At 68.6% G+C, this 21,303-nt stretch carries 27 protein-coding genes; 6 read left to right on the top strand and 21 right to left on the bottom strand.

The window, feature by feature from the left end; translation table 11 throughout:
* Window positions 1-48: 48 nt before the first annotated feature.
* From tatA to AMYAL_RS0131025, 5 genes are read right to left on the bottom strand one after another with little or no spacing between them, the layout of a single operon-like run.
* Window positions 49-393 (bottom strand): Sec-independent protein translocase subunit TatA, encoded by a 345-nt coding sequence (tatA, locus tag AMYAL_RS0131045; protein WP_020635180.1) that lies wholly within the window; start codon window positions 391-393, stop codon window positions 49-51.
* A 37-nt stretch (window positions 394-430) separates the two neighbouring features.
* Complete coding sequence (locus tag AMYAL_RS0131040; RefSeq protein ID WP_020635179.1) at window positions 431-640, bottom strand: bacteriophage holin; 210 nt, start codon at window positions 638-640, stop codon at window positions 431-433.
* 9 nt (window positions 641-649) lie between these two features.
* Window positions 650-1,627, bottom strand: coding sequence for a helix-turn-helix transcriptional regulator (locus AMYAL_RS0131035; RefSeq protein ID WP_020635178.1), 978 nt, complete (start codon window positions 1,625-1,627; stop codon window positions 650-652).
* A complete protein-coding gene (locus AMYAL_RS0131030; protein ID WP_020635177.1) occupies window positions 1,624-2,604 on the bottom strand; it encodes a helix-turn-helix transcriptional regulator in 981 nt (326 codons plus the stop codon). Before AMYAL_RS0131030 ends, AMYAL_RS0131035 begins: the two co-directional genes overlap by 4 nt.
* Window positions 2,605-2,613: 9 nt before the next feature.
* Window positions 2,614-3,045 (bottom strand): winged helix-turn-helix transcriptional regulator, encoded by a 432-nt coding sequence (locus tag AMYAL_RS0131025; protein ID WP_020635176.1) that lies wholly within the window; start codon window positions 3,043-3,045, stop codon window positions 2,614-2,616.
* A gap of 103 nt (window positions 3,046-3,148) precedes the next feature.
* Between AMYAL_RS0131025 and AMYAL_RS0131020 the strand changes: the two genes are divergently transcribed.
* From AMYAL_RS0131020 to AMYAL_RS0131010, 3 genes are read left to right on the top strand one after another with little or no spacing between them, the layout of a single operon-like run.
* Window positions 3,149-4,087, top strand: coding sequence for an NADP-dependent oxidoreductase (locus tag AMYAL_RS0131020; protein ID WP_026467590.1), 939 nt, complete (start codon window positions 3,149-3,151; stop codon window positions 4,085-4,087).
* Window positions 4,088-4,124: 37 nt separating this feature from the next.
* Window positions 4,125-4,577: an SRPBCC family protein gene (locus AMYAL_RS0131015; RefSeq protein WP_020635174.1), complete on the top strand. Its 453-nt coding sequence runs from the start codon at window positions 4,125-4,127 to the stop codon at window positions 4,575-4,577.
* The gene (locus tag AMYAL_RS0131010) at window positions 4,574-5,272 is read left to right on the top strand and encodes an SDR family oxidoreductase (protein WP_020635173.1); all 699 of its coding nucleotides are present in this window, start codon (window positions 4,574-4,576) and stop codon (window positions 5,270-5,272) included. The genes AMYAL_RS0131015 and AMYAL_RS0131010 overlap by 4 nt, the downstream gene beginning before the upstream one ends.
* 3 nt (window positions 5,273-5,275) lie before the next feature.
* Here the strand turns inward: AMYAL_RS0131010 and AMYAL_RS0131005 are convergent, their stop codons facing one another.
* From AMYAL_RS0131005 to pafA, 8 genes are all read right to left on the bottom strand, one after another.
* Window positions 5,276-6,136, bottom strand: a complete 861-nt coding sequence (locus AMYAL_RS0131005) for a TIGR03620 family F420-dependent LLM class oxidoreductase (protein WP_020635172.1) — start codon at window positions 6,134-6,136, stop codon at window positions 5,276-5,278.
* A gap of 70 nt (window positions 6,137-6,206) precedes the next feature.
* On the bottom strand, window positions 6,207-6,548 hold the full coding sequence (locus AMYAL_RS0131000; protein ID WP_020635171.1) for an ArsR/SmtB family transcription factor: 342 nt from the start codon (window positions 6,546-6,548) through the stop codon (window positions 6,207-6,209).
* Window positions 6,545-7,603, bottom strand: a complete 1,059-nt coding sequence (locus AMYAL_RS0130995; RefSeq protein ID WP_020635170.1) for a beta propeller repeat protein — start codon at window positions 7,601-7,603, stop codon at window positions 6,545-6,547. The genes AMYAL_RS0131000 and AMYAL_RS0130995 overlap by 4 nt, the downstream gene beginning before the upstream one ends.
* 76 nt (window positions 7,604-7,679) lie before the next feature.
* On the bottom strand, window positions 7,680-8,240 hold the full coding sequence (locus tag AMYAL_RS0130990; protein WP_245193160.1) for a hypothetical protein: 561 nt from the start codon (window positions 8,238-8,240) through the stop codon (window positions 7,680-7,682).
* Window positions 8,237-8,995 (bottom strand): hypothetical protein, encoded by a 759-nt coding sequence (locus AMYAL_RS0130985; RefSeq protein ID WP_020635168.1) that lies wholly within the window; start codon window positions 8,993-8,995, stop codon window positions 8,237-8,239. Before AMYAL_RS0130985 ends, AMYAL_RS0130990 begins: the two co-directional genes overlap by 4 nt.
* A 24-nt stretch (window positions 8,996-9,019) precedes the next feature.
* On the bottom strand, window positions 9,020-9,343 hold the full coding sequence (locus AMYAL_RS0130980; protein WP_020635167.1) for a hypothetical protein: 324 nt from the start codon (window positions 9,341-9,343) through the stop codon (window positions 9,020-9,022).
* On the bottom strand, window positions 9,343-10,065 hold the full coding sequence (locus AMYAL_RS0130975; protein ID WP_020635166.1) for a YbaB/EbfC family nucleoid-associated protein: 723 nt from the start codon (window positions 10,063-10,065) through the stop codon (window positions 9,343-9,345). Before AMYAL_RS0130975 ends, AMYAL_RS0130980 begins: the two co-directional genes overlap by 1 nt.
* 89 nt (window positions 10,066-10,154) lie before the next feature.
* Window positions 10,155-11,513 (bottom strand): Pup--protein ligase, encoded by a 1,359-nt coding sequence (pafA, locus tag AMYAL_RS0130970; RefSeq protein WP_020635165.1) that lies wholly within the window; start codon window positions 11,511-11,513, stop codon window positions 10,155-10,157.
* 147 nt (window positions 11,514-11,660) lie between these two features.
* Here pafA and AMYAL_RS0130965 point away from each other — a divergent pair, with 147 nt between their 5' ends.
* Window positions 11,661-13,139: a bifunctional phosphatase PAP2/diacylglycerol kinase family protein gene (locus tag AMYAL_RS0130965; RefSeq protein WP_020635164.1), complete on the top strand. Its 1,479-nt coding sequence runs from the start codon at window positions 11,661-11,663 to the stop codon at window positions 13,137-13,139.
* On the opposite strand, the gene AMYAL_RS0130960 is transcribed toward AMYAL_RS0130965, so the two are convergent.
* Complete coding sequence (locus AMYAL_RS0130960; RefSeq protein ID WP_020635163.1) at window positions 13,136-14,110, bottom strand: ArsR/SmtB family transcription factor; 975 nt, start codon at window positions 14,108-14,110, stop codon at window positions 13,136-13,138. The genes AMYAL_RS0130965 and AMYAL_RS0130960 overlap by 4 nt on opposite strands.
* Before the next feature lie 287 nt (window positions 14,111-14,397).
* Between AMYAL_RS0130960 and AMYAL_RS0130955 the strand changes: the two genes are divergently transcribed.
* On the top strand, window positions 14,398-15,033 hold the full coding sequence (locus tag AMYAL_RS0130955) for an RICIN domain-containing protein (RefSeq protein ID WP_020635162.1): 636 nt from the start codon (window positions 14,398-14,400) through the stop codon (window positions 15,031-15,033).
* Between the two features lie 136 nt (window positions 15,034-15,169).
* Here the strand turns inward: AMYAL_RS0130955 and prcA are convergent, their stop codons facing one another.
* The 4 genes from prcA to dop all read right to left on the bottom strand — a co-directional run bounded on the left by prcA (window position 15,170) and on the right by dop (window position 18,686).
* Window positions 15,170-15,931, bottom strand: a complete 762-nt coding sequence (prcA, locus tag AMYAL_RS0130950; protein ID WP_020635161.1) for a proteasome subunit alpha — start codon at window positions 15,929-15,931, stop codon at window positions 15,170-15,172.
* Between the two features lie 51 nt (window positions 15,932-15,982).
* Window positions 15,983-16,819 carry a proteasome subunit beta gene (gene prcB / locus AMYAL_RS0130945; protein ID WP_020635160.1) on the bottom strand — a complete coding sequence of 279 codons (837 nt, stop codon included), beginning with the start codon at window positions 16,817-16,819 and terminating at the stop codon, window positions 15,983-15,985.
* A gap of 72 nt (window positions 16,820-16,891) precedes the next feature.
* Complete coding sequence (locus AMYAL_RS0130940; RefSeq protein ID WP_005150863.1) at window positions 16,892-17,086, bottom strand: ubiquitin-like protein Pup; 195 nt, start codon at window positions 17,084-17,086, stop codon at window positions 16,892-16,894.
* A 97-nt stretch (window positions 17,087-17,183) separates the two neighbouring features.
* Window positions 17,184-18,686: a depupylase/deamidase Dop gene (gene dop, locus AMYAL_RS0130935; RefSeq protein ID WP_020635159.1), complete on the bottom strand. Its 1,503-nt coding sequence runs from the start codon at window positions 18,684-18,686 to the stop codon at window positions 17,184-17,186.
* A 43-nt stretch (window positions 18,687-18,729) separates the two neighbouring features.
* On the opposite strand from dop, the gene AMYAL_RS0130930 reads away from it, so the two are divergent.
* Window positions 18,730-19,248, top strand: a complete 519-nt coding sequence (locus AMYAL_RS0130930; RefSeq protein ID WP_020635158.1) for an NUDIX hydrolase — start codon at window positions 18,730-18,732, stop codon at window positions 19,246-19,248.
* Here AMYAL_RS0130930 and AMYAL_RS0130925 read toward each other — a convergent pair.
* Genes AMYAL_RS0130925 through AMYAL_RS0130915 form a run of 3 tightly spaced genes read right to left on the bottom strand, consistent with a single transcriptional unit; the run spans window position 19,245 to window position 21,194 of the window.
* On the bottom strand, window positions 19,245-19,850 hold the full coding sequence (locus tag AMYAL_RS0130925; protein ID WP_026467589.1) for a hypothetical protein: 606 nt from the start codon (window positions 19,848-19,850) through the stop codon (window positions 19,245-19,247). The two genes, AMYAL_RS0130930 and AMYAL_RS0130925, sit on opposite strands and share 4 nt — an antisense overlap.
* Before the next feature lie 55 nt (window positions 19,851-19,905).
* Window positions 19,906-20,853 carry an aldo/keto reductase gene (locus tag AMYAL_RS0130920; RefSeq protein ID WP_020635156.1) on the bottom strand — a complete coding sequence of 316 codons (948 nt, stop codon included), beginning with the start codon at window positions 20,851-20,853 and terminating at the stop codon, window positions 19,906-19,908.
* The gene (locus AMYAL_RS0130915; protein ID WP_020635155.1) at window positions 20,850-21,194 is read right to left on the bottom strand and encodes a hypothetical protein; all 345 of its coding nucleotides are present in this window, start codon (window positions 21,192-21,194) and stop codon (window positions 20,850-20,852) included. Before AMYAL_RS0130915 ends, AMYAL_RS0130920 begins: the two co-directional genes overlap by 4 nt.
* Between the last annotated feature and the right edge of the window lie 109 nt (window positions 21,195-21,303).

Raw genomic sequence — 21,303 nt, 5'->3', positions numbered from 1 at the left:
CGCGAACAGGCTCCGCTTGTCTGACTAGAAGATGGTTGCCGAGACCGCTCAGCTGGCGTTCTTCTGCGCCTGCTCGGCCGGAGCGGGCGTGGGGGCCTGCTGCTTCTTGAGCTCGTCGAGCTGGCGCTGGAGGTCGGCGACCTGCTTGTCCTGCGCGGACGCGGCAGGAGCGGCGGGCGCGGGCGTGGTGGCCTGCGGCAGCTGCTTGGTCTCGACCTCTTCGGTTTCGGCGGCCTTGTCCTTGTCTCCGCCGGCCATGTCCTTGGTCTCGGCCTTGAAGATCTTCATGGACTTGCCGATGGACCGCGCGGCGTCCGGAAGCCTCTTGGCGCCGAACAGCAGAACAACGACGAGCACCAGGATGATGATGTGCCACGGCTGCAGCGCGTTCATCGTTTGCGGCCTCCTTCTCGAGTCTCTGGGTGAGATGTTACCGGTCTTCGAGCCCACGTCGTTGCGCGATCGCCACGCGGAGCGCGGCCGACCGGGCACGAAGAAGCCCTGTCCGTTTTCGGGTGTTCGTAGCCACCATGCTCATCGTATGGGTGAGTACGCGCAAGACTCTGCGTAATTTGATCAGCAAAACGAAGAGCGCGATCAGCCCGGCGACGGCGAGCGCGATGCTCGGCAGGTACGACACGGCGTCACCCTACTGCTCGTAGGTTGACACAAGGTGACGGGCACGGGCCAGCGCGTCGGCCGCCCGTCGACCAACCGCCTCGCCGAGTGTGGCGGGGCTCTCGACCTGCGCGTCTCCGCCCAGACCGAGGATCAGCCGGACCATCCAGGACTCGTCGGCGTAGCGCATCCGGATCCGCAGTCTTCCGCCGTCGAGCTCGTCGAGCTCGTCGCAGGGGTAGTACTCGGCTACCCAGCGTGCGTCGGGATCGAGGACGAGGACGGCTTCCTGCTGATCGGGACGCGGCCGGAAAACACCATCGGAAATGTCAGTGGGCTGCGCGTGCGCGGGCGGGACGGCGGGTTCGTCGAGCACGGTGAGCTCGTCGATGCGGTCGAGCCGGAACAGCCGGACCCCTTCGGCGCGGCGGCACCACGCTTCGAGATAGCCGACCGCCTGGACGATGAGCAACCGCATGGGATCGACGGTGCGCTCGGTGATCTCGTCCTTCGACGCGGTGTAGTACCGGATCCGCAACGCGCGCTTGGCAGTGAGAGCGGCCCGGACGGCTTCGCGGGTGCTGGCTGTCTTCTTGCCTTCCCGCACTCCCCTGTCGACGACGATCCCCGACGGCTGGGCCTGGCCGGCGGCGGCTTCGATCTTCGCGATGGCGCGGCGGACCGCGTCGGCGTCGACCACGCCGGGTGTCTCGGCCAGTGCCCGCAGCGCGACGAGCATGGCCGTCGCCTCGCCGCCGGTGAGCCGCAGCGGGCGGTTCATGCCGGCGTCGTGCGTGACGACGATCGTGTCGCCCTCGAAGGAGAGGTCGATCAGGTCGCCGGGACCGTAGCCGGGCAGCCCGCACATCCACAGCAGTTCGAGGTCCTTGCGCAGCTGCTTGGGCGTGACGTCGAAGTCGTGGGCGGCGTCGGTGATCTTGATACCGGGCCGGGCGAGCAGATACGGCACGAGCGCGAGCAGACGCGGCATCCGTCCGGTGGCGCTCATCGGGCACCACCGGCGTGCGCGACGGCTTCGAGCCTGCTGAGCACCGATTTCGCGAGGACTTCGGGTTCGAGGACGAGGACGTCCGGGCCGTGGGCGGTGAGCCAGTCCGCGGCGGATTCGGGGTAGTACAGCTCGATCTCCACGAGGTCGCCTTCTTCTCCCCCGGCGTCACTGCGGCCGACCACCCGGCCACGGCGGCGGACCCCGGCGGCCCGGCCGTCGGCGACCCAGACACTGGCGGTGGTCGGCGCGGACGGGTCCTCGCTGCTGCTGGCGGACACCATCTTCAGCAGGTTGACCCCTTCCGGGCGCTCGACGACGCCGACAGCACCGAAGGCGTCGACCTTCCCTGTCACGCGCGAGAGCCGGAAGCACCGGGACGCGCCACGGTCCCTGTCGTGCCCGACGACGTACCAGCGGCCCCGCCAGGACACCACGCCCCACGGTTCGAGGGTGCGGATCTTGCGCTCGGCCGAACCGCTGCGGCGGTATTCGAAGCGCACCGCCTGCCCTGCCTGGACGGCGGCGAGCAGTGGGCCGAACGCCGGTTCGGCGCGCACACGGGGTTCGACGACGGTCGGGGCGTGGTCGTCGACCTCGACCCCGGCGGCGCGGAGCTTCACCAGCGCGCCCTGCGCCTCCCCGGTCAGTTCCGGGGAATCCCAGAGCCGGACGGCGAGGCCGACCGCGGTCGCCTCGTCGGGCGCGAGGTCGATCTCGCCGAGTTCGTAGTCGCGGCGCGCGATGCGGTAGCCGTCGATCGCGTCGAACGCGGAGTTGCGGCCGGTCTCCAGCGGGATGCCGAGTTCCCGCAGTTCGGTCTTGTCGCGCTCGAACATGCGGAAGTAGGCCTCGTCGCTGGCCGCGTCGGCGTATCCGGGCACGATGCCCCGGATCCGCTCGGCGGTGAGGTACTGCCGGGTGGACAGGAGGGCCAGAACCAGGTTGACCAAGCGTTCGGCGCGTGCGGTGGACACCCGGCTACCCTAGCCCGCGCCGTCCGACCCGATGGTGAGAGCCGCCGATCGCGCGTCGTACCGGTTCCTGGCGGCCTCGACCTCGTCGAACCGGCTCTCGGCCCAGTCCTTGACACAGGCCAGCAGCGACCGGAGGCTCCGGCCGAGATCGGTCAGTTCGTAGTCGACGCGGACCGGCACGCACGCGGTGACCGTGCGGGTCAGCAGGCCGTCCCGTTCCAGGGCCCGCAGGGTCTGCGTGAGCATCTTCTGGCTGACGCCCGCGATCCGGCGGGAGAGGTCGCTGTAGCGCTGGGGCCCGTCGCCGAGGGCGACGAGGATCAGGCTGACCCACTTGCCCGAGACCTCGTCGAGCAGCTTCCGGGCCGGGCAGGCCGCGAGGTAGGCGTCGTAGGCCTGTTTCTCCTCGTCGCGACGTTCCTGTGCCGTGCGCGTGACCACGGTGCACGTACCTCCGCGTCGGTTGGGCACCTCGAGGTGCGTACTTCCCGATGGAGAGTAACTCCCCATACGTTCGCCTGGAACGACACCTTGGAGGAGAACGATGCGCGCAGTGGTGATCCGCCGGTTCGGCGGCCCGGAGGTCCTGGAGTTCACCGAACAGCCGACGCCCGTACCCGGCACCGGACAGGTCCGAGTGAGGATGGCGGCGGCCGCGGTCAACCCGGTCGACGCCGCGACCAGGTCGGGCTTCCTGACCGAGGCGGGGATCATCCCGCCGCGTGACGTGCTCGGGATCGGCTGGGACGTGGCCGGGATCGTCGACGCGATGGGCGACGGCGTCACCCGGTTCGCCACGGGCGACGCCGTGATCGGCTTGCGGGACCGGCCGTCGGCGGCTCTAGGGACGTATGCCGGGTTCGTCGTCCTCGACGCCGGCGCGATCGCCGCCGCCCCGCGGACCGTGTCACTCGCGGAGGCCGCGACCCTGCCCTTGAACGGTCTCACCGCACTGCAGGCGCTCGATCTGCTCGACGTGCCACCGGGAGCGACGGTCCTGGTGACCGGCGCGGCGGGCGCCGTCGGCGGCTACGCGGTCGCCTTGGCGAAAGCTCGCGGTTTCCGGGTGGTGGCGGTCGCCGGTTCCGCGGACGAGGCCTTGGTCCGGGGCGTCGGCGCGGACGTGTTCGTGCCTCGCGGCGACTCCCTGGCCGACCGGGTGCGGGCGGTGATCCCCGGCGGCGTCGACGCGGCGCTCGACCCGGCCCTGCTCGGGCTCGAAGCCTTGGACGCCGTCGCGAACCGTGGCCGGTTCGTGGTGTTCGCGGCCGGGGCGGCCCCGATTCCCTTGCGCGGCATCAGGGTCGACCATGTCTGGATCCGCGCGGACGGCGCCGCGCTGACGGAACTCGCGACCTTGGTCGACAACGGCGTGCTCACCCAGCGGGTCGCGGACACCCTGCCCATGGCGGAGGCGGTGAAAGCACACGAGCGCCTGGCCGAGGGCGGGCTTCGCGGACGGCTGGTCCTGACAAACGAATAAGTTGACGCTTAATTAAGCCCACGGTTATCTTCACCCCATGGACAACGACGTGACCCGGCTCGAACTCCGCCGCGAGTACCCGGACCCCATCGAAGACGTCTGGTCGGCGCTCACCGAATCCGACCGCATGGCGCGGTGGATCGGCACCTGGACCGGCGAGGCCGGGGTCGGCAAGACGATCATGCTGCTGATGACCGCGGAGAAGGAAACCGAACCGGGACCCGCCGTCATCCGTGAATGCGATCCGCCGAAGCACCTGGTGGTGGATCTCGGCGTGACCGATCAGCCCGCGTGGCGGGTGGAAGTGACCCTGACCCCGCGAGGCGACGGCACGGTGCTCGACTTCGTGCACCATCTGCCCAAGACCGACTGGGACACCTCGGACATCCTCAAGGGCTGGCATTTCTACCTCGACCGGCTCGGTGCCTCCCTCGTCGGCGAACCGGTGCCCGAGTGGGACACCTACACGCCGCCTAGTTTGGACACATGAAAGATCGAGTACTGCTGATCACCGGCGCCTCCCGCGGCCTCGGCGAGGCCACCGCACGCCGGGCCGCGGCCGCAGGGTTCCGGCTGGCGTTGCTCTCCCGCGACCGCGAGGCGCTGCTCCCCCTCGTCGCCGAGTTCGGCGAGGACCGCGCCCTGGCTCTCGCGGCGGACGTCACCGACTGGGAGTCGCTGTCCTCCGCCGTGGAGACGGTGAAGAAGACCTTCGGCGGCTTGGACGCGGTGTTCGCCAATGCCGGGCAGAGCGTCGTGGTCTCGTTCTTCGGCGATGGCGGCGCGGATCCCGAACAGTGGCGGGACATGGTGCTGACCAACGTCTACGGCACCGCTCTGACCGCGCGGGCGACCCTGCCGTCACTGGCGGAGTCGAAGGGACACCTTGTGCTCACCGGTTCGGTCGCCGGGCGCTACCACCGGCCGGGGAACCTCTATTCGGCGACGAAGTGGGCGGTGACCGGGCTGGCCGGTTCCATCCGCGAGGAAGCCATCGGCACCGGCGTCCGGGTCACCGTCGTGCAGCCTGGCCTGGTGGACACCTCGATGATCCCCGAGGACTCGAAGTCCAAGCCGAAACTGGACCCCGACGACATCGCGAGGGCGGTGCTCTACGCGCTGGAGCAACCGCCCTCGGTCGACGTCAACGAGATCGTGGTCCGCCCGACCGGCCAGGTCCGCTAGCGGTCAGGACACCAGCGACTCGGCCAGCCGCCGCCAGTGCGGCATGGCCGACTCGCCGGGTCCGACCCCGATGACCTGGATCCCGACATGGTCGGCGCCGGCGTCGAGGTGCCCCTGCAGTTTCGCGGTGACGGTGTCGAGATCGCCCCAGAACACGAGATCGTCGACGAGCCTGTCGCTGCCCCTGCCGCCGTCGATGTCGGCCTCGCTGTACCCGAGGCGAAGGAACTTCGCGACGTTGTACTTCGACGTCAGGTAAACGTGCAGATGCTCGCGGGCGATCTCGCGCGCCTTGGCCGGGTCGGTTTCGAACAGCACGGCGTGCTCGACACCCAGGAAAGCCTTCTCCCCCAGCACTTCCCTCGCCTGGGCGGTATGCGACACCGGAACGTGATACGTGTGCGCACCCTCGGACCGCTCACGGGCCAGTTCGAGCATCTTCGGCCCGTACGCGGCCAGGAGCCGCCGCATCGGCGCGGCGGGCAGCGGGTTCGCGCTCGTGACCGCGTCGAGTTCGTCGAGGTAGTCGTTCATCGCTTCCAGCGGCTTGACACCGGTTTGCGCGCCACCGAAGCCGAGCCCCAGGACGTGCCTGCCAGGGTAGGCATCGGCAAGCAGGACCGCCGCGCCGCGGGTCCAGCGCGCACCGCGGGATCCGATCCGCGCGATCCCGTTGACCACGGCGATGCGCTCGGTGGACGCGAGCAGGAATCCGGCGTGGGTCAGCGCTTCACGGCCGTCCCGCTCCGGGATCCAGATCGCGGGCCAGCCGAGTTCTTCCAGCTCCCGCACCGAATCCCGGAGCAGGCTCGCGGGCTGCTCCTCGAAGTCGAACGTCCAGATCCCGAAACGCCCCAGTTCCATCTGTCTCTCCTCAGTCGAGTCCAACATATCGAAGTATCGCAGATTCTCGATATGTTATTCCCGAGCGGGCTCAGATGGAGCGTCCCAGCAGGTCGACGAGCTCCCCGATCCGCTGTTCGTCGCGCCGATAGTGCGTCCACTTCCCCACACGGGTGGACTGGACGAGCCCGGCACGCTGCAGCAACGCCATGTACGCCGAGACCGTGGACTGCGCGAGCCCGAGCTTCTCCTGGAGATGACTGACGCAGACGCCGACCTCGTTCTGGTCGGCGATCGCCCGCTCCGGCGGGAAATGCCGGTCCGGTTCGCGCAGCCACCCGAGCACCTGGAGCCGGATCGGGTTGGCGAGCGCCTTCAGCACCTCGACCAGGTGCTCGGTGGCGTCTTGGCCGGGTTCGGCGTATGCGGTCATGGTCCTTCGAGTTTAACCCCGCCGAGCCGCGCGGCCCGCCCCTTCGCGCCGCTCGCCCAGCAGGCGCCGCGAGCGCAGTCGACCGAGTCCAGCGATCCGGTGTCGAACGCCTTCCAGTGCCGTCCGCCGTCCGCGCTCAGATCACTCCCGCCGGGACCGACGGCGATGACCGTGTTCCCCAGCCACGCCAGACCGGACCGATAGCCGACCGGGGCCTCCTGCGGCGTCCGCCAGGTGCGTCCCTTGTCCGCGCTCAGCGCGACCGCCGGACCGGGCGCGTTCGGCGCCGCGTAATCGCCGCCGATGGCCACGCCGTGCCGCGGGTCCCGGAACGTCACCGAGAAGACGCCCGCGGAGGCGCCGCTGGGCAGCGGGGTGTCGGCAGCCTCCCAGGTCTTCCCGCCGTCGCCGGAGTGCAGGACACGCGCGCGGGCGCCGCCGCCGGTGGCGATCCAGGCGTCATGCGGGCCTGCCGTGGTGAGGCACTGGCCGCTGGCGGCGAACCCGGACTCGCCGTCGAGTGCGGGGACCATGCCGTCGGCGGGCACGGTCTTCCAGGTACGGCCACCGTCCGAAGTGGACTGCAACCGGAACTTGCCGTCCACCGGATCGCTCATCGCGAGGCCGCGCCGGTGGTCGAAGAACGCGACACAGTCGTAGAACGCCGCCGGATCACTGTTCTGGAAGGACAGTCGCCAACTCTTGCCGCCGTCGTCGGTGCGGTAGATGCGGGACGCGTCGCCGGGCCCGATGGACAGGGCGACCGCGCGGTCGGCGTCGAAGGCTTCGATGTCACGGAAGTCCAGCGCCTCGGTACCGGCAGGGGCGACGGGCTTCCAGGTACGGCCGCGGTCGGTGGTGCGCAGGATCGTGCCCTTGCTGCCACTGACCCACGCCGTACGGGAATCCACCGCGGAAAGCCCGCGCAACTGCGCGTCCGTGCCCGTCGGGGTCTCGGTCCACGCGAGATCGGGGCATCCCGGCGCGGCGTGCGCGACGCCGGTGAACGCCAACGGGACGATCGCTCCCAGCACGACCAGCAACGCACGGCGCATCGGCGCACCTCTCCCTCGGTCGAAGAATCGCGCCGGTCACCCTAGCCTGGCCGACGGCGACCTGGCGAGACCCGCGTCAGCCGGACTCCCGCGCGAGATGCTCCTGCACCTTCTTGACGGTCGGGAAGAGCAACCGGTGGGCGACGACGAGGTTCACGACCGTCAGGATCATCGCGAGCACCGGCAGGAGCGTGTACATCACGATGCCGGGCGTCACCTCGATGCGATCCTGCGGGTTGTACCGCCCCGAACCGGCAACCCCCGGAACATAAAAGAGCAAGAAGACCGTCATTGCGAAGATCGCTCCTGCGCACAATCCCGCCTCGAATCCTCGCAGGAGGATGGCGCCTTTCGTATCGACATACCCGGTTCTCACGAGCGTCCGTGAAATCAGCATGACGATGCCCGACAACAGCGACGCACCGGCCGTGAGAGTAGCCATCCCCATGGTGACGACATTGGCACCGTCACTCGCTGTCGGAAGAATCCGCCCGGCGATCTGTATGACGATCACCATGACCAGGCCGACAGCACCCGTTCCGGCCCCGAGACTGGTGGCGATCTCGCGGATCGTGCTGATCATCCCTGCCGGCAGCCGACGATACGGCTCTGTCGGCCACGCGGTCGAATACGTCACGACTGCCGTTTCCAGTCCGATGAATGCGACATCGATTCCGTGTTGGTCCTGGGCCACGCGGCACCCAGGGAGTCCACCTTGTCCTGAATCGCGGCTTGTTCCACCCCGATGCTGTTGGTAAGCGAATCCACCGCGCTGATACTGGTGAAGATCGACGCGATGCCGGCGCCGATCACGCCGATCAGAATCACGATCGCGGCCGGGAGGCCGACAATGGTGATGGCACTGACGGCCGCCGCGGCGACAGCGATGCCCAAGCCTGCGAAGGTTCCATAGATCTGGGTCCAGAAGCTGTCGAGACCGTTGGCGAGGTTGACCAGCGAGTTCCGGATCTGCAGCCCGAGATCCTTGAGCGAGTTCAACCCTGCGATCTGAGCGGGAACGGTGGCCTTGTAGGTCTCGGCCGCTTTGCCGCTCCATTCTATGTTCGTCTTGAGCTTGTCAAGAGATACCGAACCGGCGATCTCACCGATAACGCCACCGATCTGATGCGACCATTCGGCGGCCACTTGCCTCAGCTTCGCGGGATCTCCTCGGTCGACAGCGAACTTCTTGATCGCGTCCCAGAACTCGGTCATCTTCCCGTTCAGCGCGTTCATGACCCGGCGGACAGGTTCGATAAGATCCGAGAGGACGTCCGGCACCCAGCTCAGCACGTCGTTCACTTTGTCGAACAGCTCACGGATCTTCTCTTCGATTTCACGAAGCTTTTCCATCGACTGGTCGATGACCGGATTGGCTCCAGCGGCCGTCATGGTGGATTCCCCTCGGGTGAGTCGTCAGTTGCGGCCGGCGCGATCGATGTCGTGCGCACGCTGATCCTCGTCGTGGGCATACCGATCAGCCGCCGCGCGCAAGGAAGCGGACAAGGCCCGGAAGTTACTTCCGGCCTGGTCGATCATGTCCTGAATGAGGGCGCGGGCCTGGTTGTACTGCTTGTCGAGTCCTTTCGACGCCGCGTAGGACATGACGTCACGTGGCGTCAGGCCGAGCGGATCGATCGCCGCGCGAGGAGCGGCGAGATCGTCCGCCGCCGCGTCCCAAAGGCCCGCGTCCGACCGAAGTGCGTCCAGCGCCAACGCGATGTCGTAAGCGTCCGCCATTACGACTGCTCCCCACTGATCGAAGGTTCGAGACCGACACGCCGAGCCATTCGATGTGGGTCGAAGAGCAATCCCATGATCTCGGCGATCGCAGGACCTTGCGGACCGTCGGCGAGACCCAGCGGAACGGCGGCCTTACGAAGCTGACGGAGCACGTCGAGGATTTCGCTCTCGCTCTCCCCTGTTCGGACCTGCGCCACCCATGACGGGTCGATTTCCATGGCGACGATCTGCCCGTTGACCACTGTGCCGTGGACATGGCCGCCACGGCTCCCGGCGGTGATGCGGCGGTCGACGACCGCGGTGGCCCGTTGGGTGAACTGCGCCAGCTCGGCTGTCGCGGCCTCCACGAGTCGGAGCATGTCCTGAGTGCCGAGGGGCGACTCGTCAGCATTGGACGCGGGCGTCGCGCCGAAGGTCGGCATCGGCGGCGGGTTGCGGGCGACGTCGTCAACTTGACGCCCCAGGGCGGCGATGGTGGCGGCGTTCGCGGCCGCTGTCACCGCACTGTGCAGTCCGCGTGGGTCGACCGACTGTTTCCACTCCGGCGCGAGGATCACCGAGAGGACATCGGCATCGGGTGACACGACTACGGTGACGACACCGTCCTGGTCCTGCCCGCTGATCCGGTCTTCCGCAGGAACCTGTTCAGCGGCCGACGACCTCGGTGGATCGTCGTCCCGTTCCAGCTCTTCCTCGAAAGCCCACCGCTCGTCGTCCATCCTCGCCCTCCCCGGCTCAGAACCAACAGCGACCAACACCGTACTCGGAGTGATGGTCGCGTGTCAGCCGGTTCTGAGCCGGGTGTCGATCAGAGCGAGGAAATGAGCCTTTCGACCCGTTCGTCCACCGAACGGAACGGGTCCTTGCACAGCACGGTCCGCTGCGCCTGGTCATTCAGCTTGAGGTGCACCCAGTCCACGGTGAAGTCACGTCCGGCGGCCTGCGCGGCGGCGATGAAGTCACCGCGCAGCTTCGCCCGCGTGGTCTGCGGCGGGGTGTCCTTGGCCAGTTCGATCTCGCCGTCGTCGGTGATGCGGCGCACGAGCCCCTTGCGCTGCAGCAAGTCGAAGATGCCCCGGCCACGGCGGATGTCGTGGTAGGCCAGGTCGAGCTGAGCGATCCGCGGGCTCGACAGGTCGAGATCGTGCTTGTTGCGGTAGCGCTCGACCAGCCGGTGCTTGATCGCCCAGTCGATCTCGGTGTCGATCTTGCTGAAGTCCTGCTGCTCCACCGCCTCCAGCGCCCGGCCCCACAGTTCGACGACGCGCTCGGACTGCGGCGACGAACCGGTCTCCTTGACGTGCTGGACCGCGCGGGCGTGGTACTCGCGCTGGATGTCCAGCGCGGACGCCTCACGGCCGCCGGCGAGCCGCACCTGGCGGCGGCCGGTGAGGTCGTGGCTGATCTCGCGGATGGCCCTTATCGGGTTGTCCAGGGTGAAGTCACGGAACTGGACGCCTGCCTCGATCATCTCCAGCACCAGATGCGCCGACCCGACCTTGAGCATCGTGGTCGGTTCGGCCATGTTCGAGTCACCGACGATCACGTGCAGGCGCCGGTAGCGTTCGGCGTCGGCGTGCGGCTCGTCGCGGGTGTTGATGATCGGCCGCGAACGGGTGGTGGCGCTGGAGACACCTTCCCAGATGTGTTCCGCTCGCTGGGACAGGCAGTACACCGCGCCACGTGGTGTCTGCAGCACCTTGCCCGCGCCGCAGATCAGCTGCCGGGTCACCAGGAACGGCAGCAGCACGTCGGCGATCCGGGAGAACTCCCCGGCACGGGTCACGAGGTAGTTCTCATGACAGCCGTAGGAGTTGCCCGCCGAATCGGTGTTGTTCTTGAACAGGAAGATGTCGCCGCCGATGCCCTCGTCCGCCAGCCGCCGCTCGGCGTCGACCAGGAGGTCCTCGAGGATCCGCTCCCCGGCCTTGTCATGCGTGACGAGCTGCACGAGGTCGTCGCATTCCGCCGTCGCGTACTCCGGGTGGGAGCCCACGTCGAGGTAGAGCCGCGAGCCGTTCGACAGGAAGACGTTCGAGGAACGCCCCCAGGACACGACACGCCGAAACAGGTAACGCGCCACTTCGTCCGGGGAGAGCCTGCGTTGCCCGTGAAAGGTGCACGTCACCCCGAACTCGGTCTCGATGCCAAAGATCCGCCGCTGCATCCCACCAGAGTAGGCGGTGAGGACCCACTGAAGGTGCGCCGTTCGGGCGGCGACACGCGGTCGGTACGTTGCATTCGGTGAAAGGTGTGCGGGAAGTCCCGATCGGGTATCACGCACATGACGTCCCGGCCCGGAAGTGGGGAACCCGTGTTAAAGCAGCTCAAACGCCCTTTCCGCAAGGTCGGCCGGACCGACCGGCGGCTGATGGCACGGAGCGCGGCGCTCCCGAGGACCAAGGCCGACGACGTGATCACGTCACTCTCCAAAAGTGCGGACAAATCCAAGCTCTGGTGGTGTGTCGCGATCGCGCTGGCGGCGAAGAAGGGCCCGACACGCCGAGGCGCGCTCCGCGGTGTGGCCGCCATCGCCGGGGCGAGCGCGGCGGCGAACCTGATCGGCAAGCCGCTGTTCCCCCGCCGCCGCCCCGCGGCCGAGGAAGTGCCACTTAACCGGCGCCTCGTCCGGCGTCCGACCTCGTCGTCGTTCCCTTCCGGCCACTCGGCGTCGGCGGCCGCCTTCGTCACGGCCGTCGCGATGGAATCGCCCAAGACCGGCGCGGCCCTCGTGCCGCTGGCCGCAGCCGTCGCCTACTCGCGGGTCCACACCGGCGTCCACTGGCCCAGTGACGTCGGCGTCGGGATCGGCATCGGTGTCGGCGCCGGCCTGCTGACCCGGCACTGGTGGCCGCTGAACCCCGACGTCCCCGGCCGCACCGCGCACACCGCCGAAGCACCCGAGATGCGCGACGGCGAGGACATGCTCGTCCTGGTCAACCCCCACTCCGGGATCGACGGCCAGGACCCGACCGAGGAAGCCCGGTTCGCCTGGCCCAAGGCCACCATCCTGTACCCGGATCCGAAGCGGGACCTGCGCGACCAGCTCGGTGACGAGATCGCCGCCCGCGACAACACGGTGCGGGCGCTCGGTGTCGCGGGCGGGGACGGGACCGTCGCCGCGGTGGCCGCCGTCGCGGCCGACCACGACCTGCCGCTCGCACTCATCCCGGCCGGCACCCTCAACCACTTCGCCCGCGACGTCGGCATGCGCTCGATGCCCGACGCGGACGCCGCCACCGAGGCGGGCAACGCCGTCGGCGTCGACCTCGGCGAAGTCGAGATCAACGACGACGATGACCACCGCTACTTCGTCAACACCGCCAGCCTCGGCGGCTACCCGGAAATGGTGCGGATAAGGGAAAAGCTGCAGAAGAGGCATCCGAAGTGGCCGTCCGCGGCGATCGCGCTCGCCCGCACCCTCCGGCGCGCGAAACCGCTGGAAGTGACCCTCAACGGCAAGCACACCAGCATCTGGCTGCTGTTCGTCGGCAACGGCACCTACTCGCCGAAGGGGTTCGCGCCCTCGCACCGCCCGGCGCTCGACACCGGTCTCCTCGACGTCCGCTACCTGCGGGCCGACCTGCCCTACTCGCGGGCGCGCTTCATTCTCGCGACGATCACGAACAGCCTCAACGCAAGCCACGTCTACCAGGAACTCGACGTCCCGGAACTGCACGTCAAGCTGCTCAACGGCAACCGGCGCGTCGCCACCGACGGCGAGGTCGGCCCGCTCGGCAACGACTTCCTGTTCCGGTCGCGGCCCAGCGCGCTCACCATCTATCGGCTTTAGGCGTCCAGCAGTGCGCTGCCCAGCGGCGTCAGCGAGTGCAGCACGGCGTTGCGGTCGCGTTCGGTGGTGATCAGCCCCGCGCGCCGCAACACGGTGGTGTGCTTGCTGGCCGCCGACGGCGTCACTCCCAGCCTGGCGGCGAGCTCCGACGTGCTGCAGCCGACCGCGAGGACCGCGAGCGTCGCCGCACGGGTCGGCCCGAGCAGATCGGCCAGTGCGGTGTCCGGGGATCTCCGCACGTCGCGGCCGTAGCCGGTCGTCGGCGCGGCCTGCCGCACCGACGGGTACAGCAGCCGGACCGGTGCCTTGCCCGACGCCGGGACGAGCACCGGGCACACCGCGAAGTACGTCGGCGAGATCATCAGCCCGGCGCCACCCGCGCCGCAGGAACCGACGATCCCGTCGCCGATCTCCAGCACCGGGGACAACCAGCGCACCAGTGGCCGCAGACTTGCCAGTGCCGCGTCGACCCCGTCGTGCAGCAGCAGCTGCGCCCGCATCCCCCGGTCCGCGTCGACCTGGGCACGCGCCGGTTCCCATCCCGGCGCCAGCGACAGGTCGAAGTAGTCCTGCATCGCCTGGACGAGCTTCGGCAGCCCGGCGGTGTCCCCGTCCGGCAGCCCTGCCGCCCAGGCGGGCAGCTCACGATTGACCGGGGCGTCCCGCAACGCCGATTTCAGGCACACCGGATCGGTTCTGGCGATCTCCGCGAGCCCGGCTTCCAGACCGCTCTCGTCCACGTCCGGAACGAGAAACGCCGGGATCGGCGCGTACGGACGGCACAGCCACAGCAACACCGAAGCCGACTCCGCCAGCCCGAGCCGGACCCGGTGCCGCCACCGGTTGAACAACGCCGAGCCCGCGTCGCGCCGCTGCAGGATCTGCAGGCTGGAAACCAGCTCGGCCAAGGGGTCGGCTTCGGGCGCGAGTCGGACGCGCGTCAGGTCCTGCAACGTCAGCTCGATACGCACGGATGTCCTCGCCTTGATCGAAGTCGTTGCCGTGTGATCGTGATCCAGGCCATTCCGTTACATGGCTGAACTGCTCTATTGCCGCTCCCGGAAATCTTCTCGACGGCTGTGGTTCAGACCTGAATGATGTTCGCAGAAGGTCCGCTTCTCGGGGGTTTACGCGGAGCCTTCCACGAGGGGGATTCACCGGAAAGGCCACGAGGCCGCGCTTTCGTCGCGGCCTGACGAACCCTGCCGTTCCCCTTCACCTCACTGGGAGAAAACGCTTTCCGTAAAGGGGAAAGAAAATGACCAAAATGAAGCGCCTTGCGGTAATCATCGCCGCCGCCGCGGGTGTCCTGACCCTGGCCACCGCACCCGCCACCGCGGCGCCGCACTCCACGGGCGACGGGTTCAAGACGGTCACCGTGAACGGCATGAAGCTCATCCCGGTCAAGCGCACCTCCACCGGCGCCCGCACGCAGGCCGCCGGTGTCGCCGAGGCCGACATGTTCCTCATCCCGTCCGGACTCGACGCGAACAAGTGCTGGGACGCCGACCTGAACAGCATCAACCGCAACGGCACCAAGATGCAGGTCTGGGACTGCAACATGGACGCGGACCACCAGGCGTTCTACATCACCCAGAACCCCGAGGGCTACACCCGCTTCCAGAACGTGGCCAGCGGCCGCTACCTGGACGCGGACCTCAACTCCATCAACAAGAACGGCACCATCGTCCAGCTCTGGGACTTCATCGCCGGCGCCAAGAACCAGTGGTGGGGCGGCACCGTGAACCCCGAGGGTTACGTCCGCTTCCAGAGCCCGAGCAGCGGCCGCTACCTGACCGCGGAAGGCAACTCGGCCAGCAACGGCACGCGGCTCCAGCTGTGGAGCTTCATCGCCGGTGGCCGCAGCCAGTGGTGGGGCACCGGCCCCGCCTGATCCCAGGCGGCCGCTGATCCGTCCCGGCCCAACGCCGTGAAGGCCTCCTTCCCTACTGTCAAGGTAGGGAAGGAGGCCTTCACGGGCTTTCGACCTGGGTTGCGTCCACCGTGTACAGCGGCCGGGCAGGCGAGGCTCAGTCCTTCTTGGACTTACCTTCGGGCTTGTCGCCCTCCGCTTCGTCTTTCGCCGGCTCCTCCGGCTCGGGCGGCAGCAGCGCGTCCAGCGCCGCACCCGCGACCCGGCGGAACTTGCGGCCACGACGCTCCCGCTCCAGGACGGCGACCTCGAGCTTCACCGGATCCGAATCACCGTTGGCCGGGGCAGGGGTGTTGTCGCGCAACGCCTTCACCGCGACCCCGAGCGCCACCTCGAGCTCCAGGTCCGGCTCGTAGCTCTCCTTCAGCTTCGTGGAGAGCGTGTCGGCCTGACCACCCATCACGACGAACTTCGGCTCGTCGAAGATCGAGCCGTCGTAGGTCAACCGGTACAGCTGGTCCTCGGCCGCGGTGGCGCCGACCTCGGCGACGCAGACCTCGACCTCGAACGGCTTCAGCTGCTCGGTGAAGATGCTGCCCAGCGTCGCGGCGTACGCGTTCGCCAGCGCACGCGCGCTGACGTCCCGCCGGTCATACTGGTAACCCTTCAGATCCGCGTGCCGGATACCGGCGACACGAAGGTTCTCGAACTCGCTGTAGCGGCCCACGGCCGCGAAACCGATCCGGTCGTAGATCTCAGACACCTTGTGCAACGTGGCCGAAGGGTTCTCGGCCACGAACAGCACGCCACCGCGGTACTTGAGCACGACCACGCTCCGGCCGCGCGCGATGCCCTTGCGCGCGATCTCGGAACGCTCCCGCATCAGCTGCTCGGGAGAGGCGTACAACGGCATCGTCACTGTGGTGCTCCGCTCTTTCTGGCTCTCATCGGAAAGGGACAGGGAGGACGGCTAACGGCCGCGCTCGGCTCGCGCGGCCACGATGGCCTCGGCCACCGCTGTCGTCTGCTCGAGCGGCAACGTCACCGCACCCTGCTCCGCGGTGACCGTCACGATCGTCGGGAAGATCCGGCGCACCAGATCCGGTCCGCCGGTCGCGGTGTCATCGTCCGCCGCGTCGTACAACGCCTCCACCGCGACGCGGATCGCGCCTTCGGCGTCCGCGTCCGGGTCGTGAAGCTTCTTCAACGAGCCCTTCGCGAACAGCGAACCCGAGCCGATGGCGTGGTAGCCGGCGCTCTCCTCGTAACGCCCGCCCGTCGCGTCGTACGAGACGATGCGGCCCGCGTGCTTCGCGTCTTCCGCGTCGAGGTCGTAACCGACGAACAGCGGCAGCACGGCCAGCCCCGCCATCGCCATCTCGAGGTTGGATTTCACCAGCCCCGCGAGCTTGTTCGTCTTACCGTCGAGCGAGAGCGAAACACCCTCGATCTTCTCGTAGTGCGCCAGTTCGACCGCGTACAGCCGCACCATCTCGATCGCCAGCCCGGCCGAGCCCGCGATGCCCACCGCCGAGTACTCGTCGGTGACGTGAACCTTCTCCATGTCCCGCGAAGCGATCAGGTTGCCCGACGTCGCCCGCCGGTCACCGGCGATCAGCACCCCGCCCGCGAACTTGACCGCGACGATCGTCGTCCCGTGCGGCGCGTCCAGCCCGCCCGCACCGGACGGGACACGCCGCTCCGGGAGCAGCTCGGGCGCCTGAGCCCGAAGGAAGTCCGAGAACGACGAGGTCGCCGACGAGAAGTACGCGGCGGGCAGCGCAGACTTACCCGAGGTGTGTTCCATACGTGCTCAAAGTTCCAATCTGTGTGATCCGCCGGCTCCGCACAGGCGGCCGCGGGGGCCGCCGCAAGACGGTTACTCGCCGCCCTTTTGCACGTATGCGCGAACGAAGTCCTCGGCGTTCTCCTCGAGGACGTCGTCGATCTCGTCGAGGATCGTGTCGACGTCCTCGCCGAGCTTCTCGCGTCGCTCCTGGCCCGCCGGACCGCCGCCCTCGAACTCTTCGTCCGAGTCGCCTCCGCCGTGCTTTTCGATCTTTTCCTGAGCCATCTCGCCTCCCGGTGTGGCCGATGTTTCCTAGCCTACCCAGCGGTCCCGACATTCCGTGGGATCCGTGATCGCTTAACCCCGATGAAAGGAAATACCGCTAGTCCGAACCGGTGAGCGCCTCCACCAGCTCCTCGGCGGTCGCGGAGTCGTCCAGCAACTTCCCCACGTGGGCCTTCGTGCCCCGCAGCGGCTCCAACGTCGGGATCCGCACCAGCGATTCCCTGCCGACGTCGAAGATGACCGAGTCCCAGGAAGCCGCGGCGATGGAGTTGGCGTACTTCTCCAGCGTGCGGCCCCGGAAATAGGCCCTGGTGTCCGAAGGCGGGGTCGTGATCGCCTCCAGCACCTCCTCCTCGGTCACCAGGCGCTTCATGGAACCCCTGGTGACGAGCCTGTTGTACAGGCCCTTGTCCAGCCGGACATCCGAGTACTGCAGGTCGACCAGCCGCAACCGCGGCGCACCCCAGGCCAGCTGGTCGCGCGCGCGGTAGCCCTCGAGCAACCGCAGCTTCGCCGGCCAGTCCAGCCTGTCCGCGCATTCCTGGGGGTCCCGCGCCAGCGCGTCCAGGATCTCGCCCCAGACCCGCAGGACCTCCTTGGAGGCCTCGTCCGCACCGGTCCGCTCCAGGTTCGCCGACGCGATCTCGTGGTAGGCGAACTGCAGGTCCAGCCCGGTGTACTTCCGCCCGTTGGCCAGCGACACCTTCGCCTTCAGCGTCGGGTCGTGGCTGATCTGGTGCACCGCCCGCACCGGCTCGTCCAGTTTGAGATCGTCGAACCGGATGCCGGCCTCGATCAGGTCCAGCACCAGCGCCGTGGTCCCGACCTTGAGGTACGTCGAGTATTCGGCCAGGTTCGCGTCGCCGATGATGACGTGCAGCCGCCGGTACTTGTCCGCGTCGGCGTGCGGTTCGTCGCGGGTGTTGATGATGCCGCGCTTGAGTGTCGTCTCCAGGCCGACCTCGACCTCGATGTAGTCGGAGCGCTGCGAGAGCTGGAAGCCCGCCTCCTCGCTCTGCTGCCCGACACCGACGCGACCCGAACCGGTGATCACCTGGCGGGAGACGAAGAACGGCGTCAGCCCGGCGATCACCGCGGTGAACGGCGTCGAACGCTGCATGAGGTAGTTCTCGTGCGTGCCGTAGCTCGCGCCCTTGCCGTCGACGTTGTTCTTGTACAACTGCAACGGCGGCTGGCCGGGGACGGTGGCGGCCTTGCGCGCCGCCTCCTCCATGACCCGCTCCCCCGCCTTGTCCCAGATGACCGCGTCGCGCGCGTTGGTCACCTCGGGCGCCGAGTACTCCGGGTGAGCGTGGTCGACGTACAGCCGTGCCCCGTTGGTCAGGATCACGTTCGCCGCGCCGAGGTCCTCGACGTCCGGGTCGTGCCCCGGACCGCTCGGGCCGGTCAGGTCGAAACCACGGGCGTCGCGCAAGGGCGATTCCACCTCGTAGTCCCACCGTGCCCGCCTTGCCCGCGGGATGTCCGCCGCGGCCGCGTAGGCCAGCACGACCTGGGTCGAGGTAAGTACCGGGTTCGCCGTCGCGTCGCCCGGCACCGCGATGCCGTACTCGACTTCGGTTCCCATGATCCGCCGCATACCCACCACCCTACGGGGTCGGAGCCGTGCGACGATGCCCCCCATGTCAGGCAGTGACGAACTCGTTGCGCTCTATGACCTCGCCGGAACCGTGGTGGGAGCGGCAACTCGCGCCAGGGTCCGCGCCGAAGGGCTCTGGCACGCGGCGGGCGTGGTGTTGGTCCGTTCGGGTGACGGAAGCCGCGTCTACGTGCATCTCCGTACGGCCACCAAGGACGTCTATCCCTCCACATGGGACTGCTGGGCGGGCGGCATCGTCGCGGCGGGCGAGACGCCGGAGGAGTGCGCGCGCCGTGAACTGGCTGAAGAACTGGGTGTTCACGGAGCGGAACTGCGGCCGCTTTTCGTCCATGTCACCGACGACGAGACGATCCGGGCCCACAACTTCGCCTTCGAAACGCGCTGGGACGGCCCCTTCGTCCATCAGGAGTCCGAAGTGGTCGAAGGACGCTGGCTGACGTTGCCCGAGTTGCGTTCGTGGCTCGACGATCCGGAGAGCCGGTTCATCCCGGACGGGCGCCTGGGCGCGTTGGAGTGGTTCCGGCGGGAAGACGAGGGCTAGGCCGAACGGAGGCGCTGCGCGACGACCGGCAGCAGCCGCTTCGCCGCGTCCGTCGCCCGAGCCTCGGTTCCGGCGGTCACGCTGAGGGCGGAGACGAGTTTCCCCTTGGCGAGCAACACCGTGCACGTGGTGCCCGCGCACCAAGCGCGCTGGGCTTCGATGCCGGATGGCTTCGTCAGCGTGAGCTTCTTGCCTTCGCAGTCCGCCTGGGTGACGACGTCGGAGGCGTCGCGGTCGGTGTACTCGGTGACCTGATGCTCCAGCGTCGAACCGCTCGGGTACGACCACGTCGCCGAACGGCTCGTGCCGCGGGTCAGACCGGTCAGACAGCCGGACACCTTGCTCTCGCCGGGGACGACCTCTTCCTCGGCAACGTCTTCGTCGGTGAGCAACGCGGCGGAAACGGCGACGGGGACCGGAGCCTGCGTCGACGGCGGCGGGACCGGGGCGGCCTGCGGCTTGACCGAAGGCTGCACGGGTTCGACCGTGGGCGTCGGTGACGGGTCGTCGTAGTAGGTGTCCAGGTCGTTGGGACGGTCCGCGCATCCCGACAGACCGAACAGCGCGACCGTCGCCACCGCGAGCACCTGCCGATGACGCACCCTCGAGCCTCCCCGGTGTCCCACCTGACGTTTGCCGCGAGACTAGTCCAGCCCCTCAGTGCCAGCCGAGGCAGGACCTGTGCCGCCAGTAGGCGACCGGTTCTTCGGCGAGCGCGGCCAGCTCCTCGAGTTCGCCGTCGGTCGGCTTCGCCTTCGTGGCAAGGAGGTTCTCCGCCAGCTGGGCCGTGCTCGACGGCCCGACGACGGCGACCGGCCGCCAGTCCTGCGCGAGCACCGCCGCGATCGCCACCGCGTCCGGGCCGACCTCGTGCTCCCGTGCGATCCGCGCGAGCGTCGGCGGCGGCTCGACGACAAGCCGTCCGTTCGCGACGGTTTCCTTGACCAGTACCCGTTTCCCGGCGGCTTGCGCCTCGGCGAGCGCCGGCCCGACGGAGGGTTCGAGCAGGTTCCACGTCGACTGCACGGCACTGAAGACCGGCGTTCCGGCCACTTCCAGCTCGAACGCCCGGCGGACCGCGTCGGCCTGCGCGGGGCCGGACGTGGAGAACCCGACCGGGACACCGTCCGCGGCGAGTTCCGCCAGCGCGCCGATCAGCCGCTCGTCGGCGAACAGCGGACTGTCCACAGTGAGCGAATGGACCTGGTAGAGCGAGACGGCTTTCCCCAGCAGGTCAACGGTTTCCGCCCACTGCTCGGCGAACCGCGCCGCGGTGTGCTCCTTGACCTCGTGCACCTCCGCGTCGAGTTTCCACTCACCGACGTAGCGGTAGCCCCATTTACTCGACACCGTCACGTCGTGGTGGGCGCGATCGGCGAGCCAGCCGGCGAGGAACTCCTCCGAGGAACCATACGAACGGGCGACGTCGATCCACCGGACGCCCGCGCGGTACGCGTCGTCCAGCACGGCATAGGTCGCCGCGCGCATCGCCCCGAACTCGCGTCCGGGCGGCAGCGCTTCGACCCGGCCGAGGTTGATGTACGCGGGCCTGCCGAGCGCCGCCAGTCCGACGGCGATCCGGTCGCCGATCTCCGAGTCTGTCACCGGGCTCCTTCGTTCTTGTGGCGGAGGATCGCGAGCCACTGGCCCGAGTTCTGCGCCTGCCGGTGGAGCTTTTCGAGGCGGGCAGCCGGAGCCCGAACGTAACCCTTGCCGAAGACCGGCGCGATCTGACGGAGGCTGGCGCCCTCCTCCCTGGCGGCGAGCAGCGCCCAATCGGACGCGTCGGCGCAGGCCGCGGAGGCGCGTCGCAGCTCCCCCAGGATTTCGATGAGCTCGGGGGCGCTCACCTCCCCCGCCTGGACGGCGGCAGCCGTCGTTTCCAGCCACGCCAGGACATCGGCTTCGGTGATCGGCGCGCGCGGGCGCCCGGAGGATTCGCTCACAGCCGGTCAGTATAGGTCGTTATACGCCCGACACGGCGTACCGCCACGCGCGAGGCCTTGAACACATCGTCCGAAAACCGCTGGAGCGCAAAGTGGATTCCCGATTCAC

This window comes from Amycolatopsis alba DSM 44262 (genome assembly GCF_000384215.1).
Lineage (GTDB): Bacteria > Actinomycetota > Actinomycetes > Mycobacteriales > Pseudonocardiaceae > Amycolatopsis > Amycolatopsis alba.
This window is presented reverse-complemented; position numbering and strand designations above follow the sequence as displayed.